Annotated in this window: 7 protein-coding genes; 3 read left to right on the top strand and 4 right to left on the bottom strand. The window is 65.1% G+C overall.

Annotation, left to right across the window (positions count from 1 at the left end):
• Positions 1–110 precede the first annotated feature (110 nt).
• A complete protein-coding gene (locus RMO51_RS16300) occupies positions 111–2,750 on the top strand; it encodes a M14 family zinc carboxypeptidase (RefSeq protein ID WP_310396386.1) in 2,640 nt (879 codons plus the stop codon).
• Between the two features lie 260 nt (positions 2,751–3,010).
• On the opposite strand, the gene RMO51_RS16295 is transcribed toward RMO51_RS16300, so the two are convergent.
• Positions 3,011–3,226, bottom strand: coding sequence for a NifU family protein (locus RMO51_RS16295; RefSeq protein WP_310396383.1), 216 nt, complete (start codon positions 3,224–3,226; stop codon positions 3,011–3,013).
• 47 nt (positions 3,227–3,273) lie between these two features.
• Positions 3,274–4,377 carry an Mrp/NBP35 family ATP-binding protein gene (locus RMO51_RS16290; RefSeq protein ID WP_310396380.1) on the bottom strand — a complete coding sequence of 368 codons (1,104 nt, stop codon included), beginning with the start codon at positions 4,375–4,377 and terminating at the stop codon, positions 3,274–3,276.
• A 207-nt stretch (positions 4,378–4,584) separates the two neighbouring features.
• On the opposite strand from RMO51_RS16290, the gene RMO51_RS16285 reads away from it, so the two are divergent.
• Together RMO51_RS16285 and RMO51_RS16280 are read left to right on the top strand one after the other, a co-directional pair.
• Positions 4,585–5,397, top strand: coding sequence for a class I SAM-dependent methyltransferase (locus RMO51_RS16285; protein WP_310396378.1), 813 nt, complete (start codon positions 4,585–4,587; stop codon positions 5,395–5,397).
• Between the two features lie 178 nt (positions 5,398–5,575).
• A complete protein-coding gene (locus RMO51_RS16280) occupies positions 5,576–5,881 on the top strand; it encodes a hypothetical protein (RefSeq protein ID WP_310396375.1) in 306 nt (101 codons plus the stop codon).
• Positions 5,882–5,896: 15 nt separating this feature from the next.
• Here the strand turns inward: RMO51_RS16280 and RMO51_RS16275 are convergent, their stop codons facing one another.
• Together RMO51_RS16275 and RMO51_RS16270 are read right to left on the bottom strand one after the other, a co-directional pair.
• Positions 5,897–7,747, bottom strand: coding sequence for a glycoside hydrolase family 2 TIM barrel-domain containing protein (locus tag RMO51_RS16275; protein WP_310396392.1), 1,851 nt, complete (start codon positions 7,745–7,747; stop codon positions 5,897–5,899).
• A 393-nt stretch (positions 7,748–8,140) separates the two neighbouring features.
• Entirely contained in the window at positions 8,141–9,418 is a 1,278-nt protein-coding gene (locus tag RMO51_RS16270) for an asparagine synthetase B (RefSeq protein ID WP_310396372.1), read from the bottom strand.
• Positions 9,419–9,585 lie beyond the last annotated feature (167 nt).

Below are 9,585 nucleotides of genomic sequence, written 5' to 3'. Positions count from 1 at the left end.
TGTTCCGAATCGTTGAACGCACCCCTCTCCGCGGGAGAGGGGCCGGGGGTGAGGTTACGCCGGCTGGCGGACTTGCTTGGACATCCTGTAACTATAACGTAAAAACTCCCATGTTGAAAACATACCTATACGCTGCGCTGCTAGCCTTAGGGCTCGCCCAAGCGTTGCCCGCAGCTGCCCAAAACAGCTATTTCTTCCCCGGCGCCCAAGCCAGCAGCTTCGACCCCAAGGTGCCCACGCCGGAGCAGTTTCTGGGTTACCCCATTGGCTCGCACTACACGCGTACCGACCAGATTGTGGCCTATTTGCGCGAGCTGGACCGGGTGTCGGACCGCGTGAGCCTGCGGGTGCTGGGCACCACGTTTGAAGAGCGTCCCCAGGTAGTGGCCACCATCACCACGCCTGAGAACCAGCAGAACCTGGCCCGGCTGCAGCAGGACCGCCGCGCCTTGGTCGACCCCAAACTGCCCGCGCCCAACTACGGCCGCTTGCCGGTGGTGGTGAGCCTGAACTACGGCGTGCACGGCAACGAAAGCAGTTCTTCGGAAGCGGCCTTGCTGATGGCGTATTACCTCACCGCGTCCACTAGCCCCGAAACGCAGCAGTGGCTCCAGCAGTCGGTGGTTACCGTGGACCCGCTCGAAAACCCCGATGGCCGCGACCGCGCCTCGCACTGGTTTGACCAGAACAAGTCGTGGCCCAACCCCACCGACCCGCTCGACCGCGAGCACACCGAAGCCTGGCCCGGCGGCCGCACCAACCACTTCTACACCGACCTCAACCGCGACTGGCTGCCCCTGACCCAGCCCGAAAGCCGCGCCCGCATGGCCTTCTTCCACGAGTGGTACCCCAACGTGATGATAGACTTTCACGAGATGGGTACCAACGGCACGTACTACTTCGAGCCCTCGAAGCCCTTCAGCACCGAGAATGACCTCATCCCGCGGGCGACCTACGAGGTGCTGAACGTGCACCTGGCCAAGTACTTCGCCAAGGCCCTCGACAACCTCGGCGCGCTGTACTGGACCAAGGAGCAGTTCGACAATCTTTCGCCCATTTACGGCTCTACCTACCCCGACTTTCAGGGCGGCGTGGGCGTCACGTTTGAGGTGGGCAGCTCGCGCGGGTTGGCCCAGGAAGGCACCAACGGCGTGGTCACCTTCCCCTTTACCATCCGCAACCACGTGGCCACGGGCCTGGCCACGGTGCGCGGCGCGGTGGAAGAAAAGGACCTGTACTTGCGCCACCAGCGCGACTTTTTTACCTCGGCCCTGAGCGACGCGCGCAAGTTTCCCACCAAAAGCCACGTGTTTGGCAATGCCCAGGACGCCACGCTGACTAACAAGTTCCTGGCCCTGCTGCTCCAGCACAAGATTGAAGTGCACGAGCTGGGCAAAAATGTGACGCTCGACAAGCAGGCCTTCGAGCGGGGTAAGGCCTACGTGGTGCCCACCGCGCAGCCCCAGTACCGCATCGTCAACTCGCTGTTCGAGGAGCTGACCACCTTCCACGACAGCGTGTTTTACGACGTGACGGGCTGGAGCCAGGCGCACGCCTACGGCCTGGCCGTTTCCAAGCAGAAAAACGCGAATCTGGTGCAAGGGCCCGCGGTGCAAGCGCCCAAAACCTTGGCCGGGGAGGTGCGCGGCGGCCCGAGCAGCTACGCCTACCTCCTGCCGTGGACCGACTACAATGCCCCGCGGGCCCTGGCGGCGCTGCACCGCGCCGGCCTCGTGGCCAAGGTCAGCTTCAAGCCCTTCCGCGCGGGTCCGTCCGATAAACCCCTCGATTTCGGCTACGGCACGCTGGTGATTCCCGTAGCCGCCCAAAAGCTTGCGGCCGACTCCGTGTTTCAAATCGTGAGCCGGGTGAGCCGGCAAAACCAGGTGGTCTTTACCAGCGTGAGCACCGGCTTCAGCGTGGGGGGCATCGACCTGGGCTCCAACAACGTGCGCACCGTGCCGGAAGCCAAAGCGGCAATCCTCGTGGGCACCGGCACCAACGCCTCGGAAGTGGGCGAGGCCTGGTTTGTGGCCAGCCAGCAGCTGGGCGTGCCGCTGAGCCGCATCGAGGTGAGCAACTTCGGGCGGGCGCCGCTGGGCCGCTACACCAGCATCGTGCTGGCGGGCGGGAGCTACGCCGGTCTGGACAAAGCCGCCGCGGAAAAGCTGCGCCGCTGGGTGCAGGAAGGTGGCACGCTGATTACCCTGAAAAACGCCTCGGAGTGGGTCATCAAGCAGGGTATCGTCAAAGACAAGCTGCTGATTCCGGCCAATGGCGGCTGGGCCGATACCACGGCCACGGTCAAAGGCAAGCCCGCCGCCCCGCGCCGCGCCGATTTTGTGGAGCAGGAGCAGGAGGGTACTCGCGCCATCGCCGGCTCCATCTACGCCGCCGACGTCGACCCGACTAATCCCCTCGGCTTCGGGCTCACCAGCCGGCGCCTGTACGTTTTCCGCAACGGCACCACGTTTCTGCGGCCCAGCCGCAACCCCTACGCCACCGTGGCCCAGTACACGGCCCAGCCCCTGGTGAGCGGCTACGTGTCGAAAGCCAACCTGCGACAAATCAGCAACTCCGCCGCCGTGGTGGTCAGCAAAGTAGGAGCAGGGCGCGTCGTGCTCTTCGCCGACGACCCCAATTTCCGCCATTACTGGCACGGCACTTCCCGCTTGTTCGTCAACGCCCTGCTGCTGGGGCCGCTGCTGAATCTGCCGGAGGGCGCGGCGGCTATTTCGGAGGAGGAATAAGGAAGGTGCCCGCTATTATTTTGAACCTAGCCAGAGGACAAATTGAACGTCATGCTGAGCGGAGCCGAAGCATCTCGCCGGCTTTCCTGAACGACCCTGACGAAGCGGGCGAGGTGCTTTAGCCAGCGGACGCCATGAACTGGACGGACCTTTGGCAGCGAAAGCATTTTCGGATAGGTTCCTATGCAAAAAGGCCCGACGCCCAGCAGCATTGGGCCTTTCGTCTGGCAGCTCGTTGCTTATCAAAACCCGCAGGAAGCTTACCTGGCTTCAACCGCCGTGATTTCGGGTACGGCTTTTTTCACGGTGTCCTCCAGGCCGGCGCGGGTCATCGGCGACATGGGGCAGGCCCCGCAGGCGCCTTCCCATTCGAGCTGCAGCACGCCCTCGGTGGTGATGTTGGCCACGCGCACGTTGCCGCCATCGGTGGCCAGGTAGGGGCGTAAGGTATCCAGCGCGGCCTCGATGCGGGGCATCAGCGGATGTTCAAAAACGGGGGCGGAGGTTGGCGTTTCCACGGGCATTAGGAATTCATTTGGACCACGGCCGTTTTGGGGGCCACGTTGTTACGGATGCTGATTTGCCGGGCCACGGCTTCGGCCAGGTCCGCAAACAGCTTGCCGACTACCGATTCGGCGTCCAGCACGGCGGGCTGGCCCTGGTCACCGTTTTCGCGGATGCTCTGCACCAGCGGCAGCTGACCCAGCAGTGGGATGTCGTGCTGGGCGGCCAGGCGCTGGCCGCCGCCCTCGCCGAAGATGAAGTACTTGTTTTCGGGCAGCTCGGCGGGCGTGAACCAGGCCATGTTCTCAACCACGCCCAGCACCGGCACGTTAATCTGGGGCTGGCGGAACATCTGTAAGCCTTTCTGCGCATCGGCCAGGGCCACTTTCTGCGGCGTGGTCACGATGACGGCGCCGGTCACGGGCACGGTTTGCACCAGGGTAAGGTGAATGTCGGAGGTGCCGGGCGGCAGGTCGAGCAGCAGGTAGTCCAGCTCGCCCCAGTCCACTTCGGTGATGAACTGCTTGAGCGCCGACGAAGCCATGGGCCCGCGCCACACGATGGCCGACTCGGCCGGGGCCAGGAAACCGATGCTCATCAGCTTGACGCCGTACTTCTCGATAGGCCGAATCAGGTTTTTGCCGTTGGGCCCCTGGAACACGTGCGGGGCCTCGTTTTCCACCCCAAACATGGTGGGCATGCTGGGCCCCGAAATGTCGGCGTCGACCAGGCCCACCTTGGCGCCGGTGGCGGCCAGGGCCACCGCCAGGTTGGCCGCGACGGTGCTCTTGCCCACGCCGCCCTTGCCCGAAGCAATGGCAATAATGTTCTTCACGCCGGGCAGCAGGTCGCCGCGGTTGTTGCGCAGGCTGGTCACGCGCGAGGTCATGGTAATCACCACGTTGGCGTCCGGGTCCACCATGGTGTGGACGGCCCGCTCGCAGGCGTCGTGGATGAGCTGCTTGAGCGGGCAGGCCGGCGTGGTGAGCACCACCGTAAACGCCACGGTGCGGCCGTCAATCACGATGTTCTCAATCATGTTGAGCGTGACGAGGTCCTGGCCCAGGTCGGGCTCTTCCACGTAGCTCAGGGCTTTAAGAACAGCTTCTTCGGTTATGGTCATGGCAGCGGGCAGCGCGCCGGAAGCGGGCGGGCTGCAAAGGTAACCCCGGAAGCGGCGGGCCGGTTCGGGCCGGGCGCAATTGGCTGGGGCAGCCCGCCGCGCCAACGACCGTCCCGGCGGGCGCTAGCTTTGCGGACCTTTCCCAAAAAACGCTTGGGTGCAGTGCCGAGCCGTCGGCTCCGCTCGCCCCCGCTTAGCCGCTCCTCCGTGTCCCGACTTTCCAAAACCCTGCGCGGCCTCGCCACCCTCGCCCGCAACCCCTGGCTGCTTAACACGGTGCTGGCCGCCGACGAAACCGCCTGGCAGCGCCGGGCGCTGGCCCACCCCGGGCGGGGCCTCACGTCGCGGGGCCTGCCGGCCGCGCCGCTGGCCCAGTTCCTCTCGCCGGCCGACCACACCGTGCGCCCGTTCGCCTTCCGCGACGGCGGCTCGCTGCCCACCGACCTGCTCCTGCTCCGGGCCCTGGCGCGCCGGGTGCCGGGCTGCCGGTACTTCGAGATTGGCACGTGGCGCGGCGAGAGCGCGGCCAACGTGGCTGAGGTGGCCGCTACCGTGCACACGCTCAACCTTTCGGCCGCCGAAATGCGCGGCCTGGGGCTCAGCGAGCGGTACATCGAGTTGCACGGCTTCTTTTCGCGGCCGTTGGCCAACGTCACGCACCTGCACGGCCACTCCGCCACGTACGACCTGGCCGCGCTCGGGCCGTTCGACGTAGTGTTCATCGACGGCGACCACCGCTACGACGCCGTGCGCACCGATACCCGCCGCGTGTTCGAGCACCTGGTGGGGCCCGCCACGGTGGTGGTGTGGCACGACGCCAGCCGCCAGCCCGGGCAGCCCCGCTGGGAAGTGCTGGCCGGCATTCTGGACGGGCTGCCGGCTGCCGCGCCGGGCCAGCTGGTGCAGGTGGCCAACACGCTCTGCGCCGTGTATTCGCCGGTCGCAGTCCACACCCACGTTGCGGACCCGCTGGCTGACCCACTGCCGAGTTTTGACCTGACGGTGCGGGTGGGGCAATGAGGCGGGGGAGGGCAGGGCAAACGCGCGCCATTTGTTGCCGAGCGGGCCGGCAAAGCGGCCAGACAATTGCGGTTTTGTGAACTAAACGCTTCAGTAGCAATAAATCGGCAAATTCGAGCCATATTTACCAACGTTTGTCATGCCGCTTTTTCTGCACCCCTTCCATTCCACTTTCTATATGCGAAACACGGACAATATCCCCCGCCCCGGCAATGTGGAAATGCGTTGCGCTGACGATTGCGTCGAAGAAGCCGAGCAATTGGTCATTTTTGAGCTGGTAGTGCCGGGGGCGGCCAAAGTGCCCGCCCCGCGCCAGCACGTGGAGGTAGCCAAGCTGGTGGTCCGCGAAACTTCGGTCACGAGCACCGTGGCCGGCAAAATTCTGACCCAGCTCCGGGCCAACAACACGGCCCTGGGCGCGGCCTGGTGCACCACGGCCACCCTGGCCGCCCCCCAGCCGCCCCGGCTGGCCGGGCGGTACTGACCCCGGTGCCGGTTGCTAGTCCAGGTGTTTGAGCTGGCGCGAAGCCAGGAGGTTGGCCGGCACGCTGAGCACGCCGGTGTGCGGGTCGAGCAGCCCGTTGCGCTCGTCCTCAATGTTGGTGGCCTGGGTGTACACGTCGCCGGCAATGGGGCGCTGGCGCAGCTCCTGCTTGAAGGCGCGGATGCTGCTGGTGCGGGCCTCGGCGTCCTGCGGGCCGCCGTAGTCGCTGAAGCCGAAGCCGCCCCATTCGCTCACAATCAGCGGCACCTGGCGGCGGTAGAAGAACGGGTCGCCCACCACCAGCGGAAAGGCGGCCGTGCCCTCCATCTCGCCGCCCACCAGGCGGTCGAGCAGCTCCCGCCAGCGGCCCAGGTCGGGGGTGTAGAGGTGGGCCGTGAGCAGGTCCGACTTCAGGCGGCCGGTGTGGGAGATGTGGTGCCAGCCGTCGTTGTCCACCACCAGAAACTGCGGGTAGGCAATCTGCATGAAATGGTAGGTCTCGATGATGTACTGGCGGGTGGCGGCGTTGGTGGCAATGTCCTGGGCGCCCCAGTCCTCGTTGTAGAGGCTCCAGATGACAATGGACGGGTGGGTTTCGCTCAGGGTAACCAGGCGCAGCAACTCGGCGCGGTGGTTTTCGCGGCTGCGCGGGGTGGAGCTGTGCGGGCTGGGCACTTCCACCCACAGCAGCAGGCCCAGCTCGTCGGCCAGGTTGTAGATGCGCGGGTCGATGCCGGCAATGTGCACCCGCACCAGGTTGCAGCCCAGGGCCTTCATGCCGTGCATGTGGCGCTGCATCTCGGCGAGCGTGGCCTGCCCGGGCTGGTAGAGGATGCCGTCGAGGTAGGTGGGCTGGTTGTTGAGGTACACGTAGCGGCCCCGGGACTCGATTTTGCGCAGCCCGAACAGCGTCTCGATTTGCGCCACGTAGCCGTCGGCGTCGATGAGCTGGGCCACCAGGCGGTAGCGGTTCGGGGCCTCCGGCGACCACAGCTCGGCGCCGGGCACTTCCAGCACCAGGCGCTGCTGCCACTGCCCGGCGGCCAGCGTAAGGGGGAAGTCGGAAGAGGTGAGGGGCGCCGTGCGGTCTGCCGTGAGCGGGTCGAATACTTGCAGGCGAATGGTGTAGGCCCCGGCGTCGTGCAGGCGCAGGGTGAAGTTAAAGCGCACGAGCTGGTCTTCCACCACGCTCACCACGCCCACCCGCGAGCGCAGCCGGTTGCGCTCCACGGCTTCGAGCCACACGCTGCGCACGGCCCCGGTGTAGGTCTGGTACCAGATGCCGCCGCGCTTGTACACGTGCGATTCCTGCTTGCCCCGGGGCAGGTCGGCGTCCATCGTGTCGGCAATGCGCACGGTGAGGCGGTTCACCAAATGCAGGTTGGCTTCGTCCAGCTCGTAAGTAAACGACGTGTATTCGCCGTAGTGCACCTCCTCGCCCTCGATGGTTTTCAGCGGCTGGCCGTTGAGCCACACCCGGGTTTCGTAGCCGCAGGCCCCGAACGTGAGCTGGAGCATGGACCGCGCCTCGGGCCCGGCCAGCTCGGGCAGATTGAATTCCCGTTCGTACCACACCACCACTTGGTCGTGCCAGGCCGCGTCGCCGTGCTCGCCCCGGGCCTGGGCCAGGTGCGACTCCACCGAGCCGGGCCAGTGGGCGGTGTGCTCGTAGGCGTGGCCCCGGGCCCAGTCGTCGCGCAGGCCGGTGTCGGCCTCGTCGTGAGCAAAGCGCCAGTGGCCGTCGAGCAGCACGTGGCTGTTCATGCGCAGCACCGCCCGGGGGAGGGGGTTGGCAACTTCTTCGACGGCCAGCGCCTCTTCCCGGCTGCCGGACAAGCTGTAGTTGGTGTGATTCAGGTCTTCCATGCGCAGAACAAGGGGCGGAAAATAGGGCTGAGTGGCGGCGTAGGCCAACGAAGAAGGAGCCACGCGGCTACCCGCTCTTCCTACGGCAGTCAGGCCGTCGATGATTCGCTTTTTCGGCACTGGCAACGTTCCCTGGGTAGGAAAATCCGGGGGATGTTGCCAGTGCCAACCGCATTAAAATCCGGCAACAAATTTTTTCGGTGGGACTGTTACCGGATTTGAACCGGGTTAAACCTCGTAACAGTTGCTTTCAACGGGCTTCCTACGCCTTTTTTGTGGCCGCAAAGGCGTGGCCGGTGCCTGCTGCGGTCAACAAAAAGCCCCGGGCTGGGAACCCGGGGCGGTGATGGAGCAGCAGAAAAGGCGGGGGCTGGCAGGGCACCGAAATGGCTTTCAGGTCTTCTGTTTTTTCTTTTTAGCCGCCGGAAACAGAATGTTATTCAATATCAACCGGTAGCCGGGCGAGTTGGGGTGCAGGGTCAAATCCGTGGGTTCTTCGCCCACCAGGTGCTGGTAGTCCTCGGGGTCGTGGCCGCCGTAGAACGTCCAGGTGCCCTTGCCCAGGGTGCCGTGCACGTAGCGGGCCTCGCCGGTTTGCTTGGTGTCGCCCATCACCACCACGTCGGTTTTGATGAGGCTTTTGCGGAAGGCCGTGGTCTGGCCCATGAAGCCGTGAATGGTCTTCTCGTGGTTCTGGCAGAGCATGGTGGGCACCGGGTCGTACTTGGCCGAGAAGGTGAAGAGCGAGAAGTAGTCGTTCTGCTCGCCCAGGCCGCGCTCGCCGGGCTGCAGGTCGATGTTGGAGTACTCGTACTCGTAGGGGTCGCGCACCAGCTGGAAGTTCTGGAACGCCAGGCAGCGGTTGTAGTTGAGCTTGGACTGGGCGGCGGGGTCGGCCGGGTCGCCGTCGTACATGCTTTCCACCAGGTCCACGCCCAGGCCGGCCAGGGCAATGTCGTAGGAGTCGGTGGCCGAGCACATGGCGAACAGAAAGCCGCCCCCGGCGATGAACTCCTGCATTTTCACGGTCACGGTGGACTTCATCACGCTCACCTTGGCGTAGCCGTTGCGCTTGGCGGTGGCCTCGGCGTCGCGCTGCTGCTGCTGGTACCAGGGGTAGCTGCGGTAGGTGCGGTAAAACTTGCCGTACTGGCCCGTGAAGTCCTCGTGGTGCAGGTGCAGCCAGTCGTACTTGGGCAGGGCGCCGGCCAGCACTTCGTCGTCGTAAATTTGGGTGTAGGGAATTTCGGCGTAGGCCAGCACCATGGTCACGGCGTCGTCCCAGGGCTGCTTGCCCTTGGGGGTGTACACCGCAATTTTGGGGACCTTCTCCAGCTTCATCACGTCCATGTTGGCGTTGGGGTCGGCTATTTCCTGCAGTATGCTCGTGTACTGCGCCTCGCTGATGACCTGGAACGTGACGCCGCGCACGGCCAGCTCGTTCTCGGCCCCGGCCGTGGCTTCGAAGGCAAAGGCGCCGCCCCGGTAGTTGAGCAGCCAGTCCACGGGCACCTCGCGCTGGAGCAGCCAGAACGCCACCCCGTAGGCCTTGAGGCATTCCTTTTGGGTGTTGTCCATCGGAATGAACACGTGGTTGGCGCGGGCGGCCCGGGGGGCCGCCGCGCCGGCCACGGCCACGAGCAAAAACAGCAGAAGGCGCTTGAGCAGCATAGTTTTCGGGGGAAAGAAACGCAGCAAACCAACGAGGTTGCGGCGCCGGTGGTTCAAGTTAAGCGCCGGCCGCCGAACTTTGGGAGCGACGTACCGCTGAGCGCCAGCTCGACAACCGCGGTGCCTTTCAAACAAGTGTATATTTTGAGGCGGAGTCGGAAGGAATT

Source organism: Hymenobacter sp., from assembly GCF_031398885.1.
In the GTDB taxonomy this organism is placed as follows: domain Bacteria; phylum Bacteroidota; class Bacteroidia; order Cytophagales; family Hymenobacteraceae; genus Hymenobacter.
The sequence above is the reverse complement of the archived record's forward strand: the minus strand, read 5'-3'. Positions and strand labels throughout refer to the sequence as shown.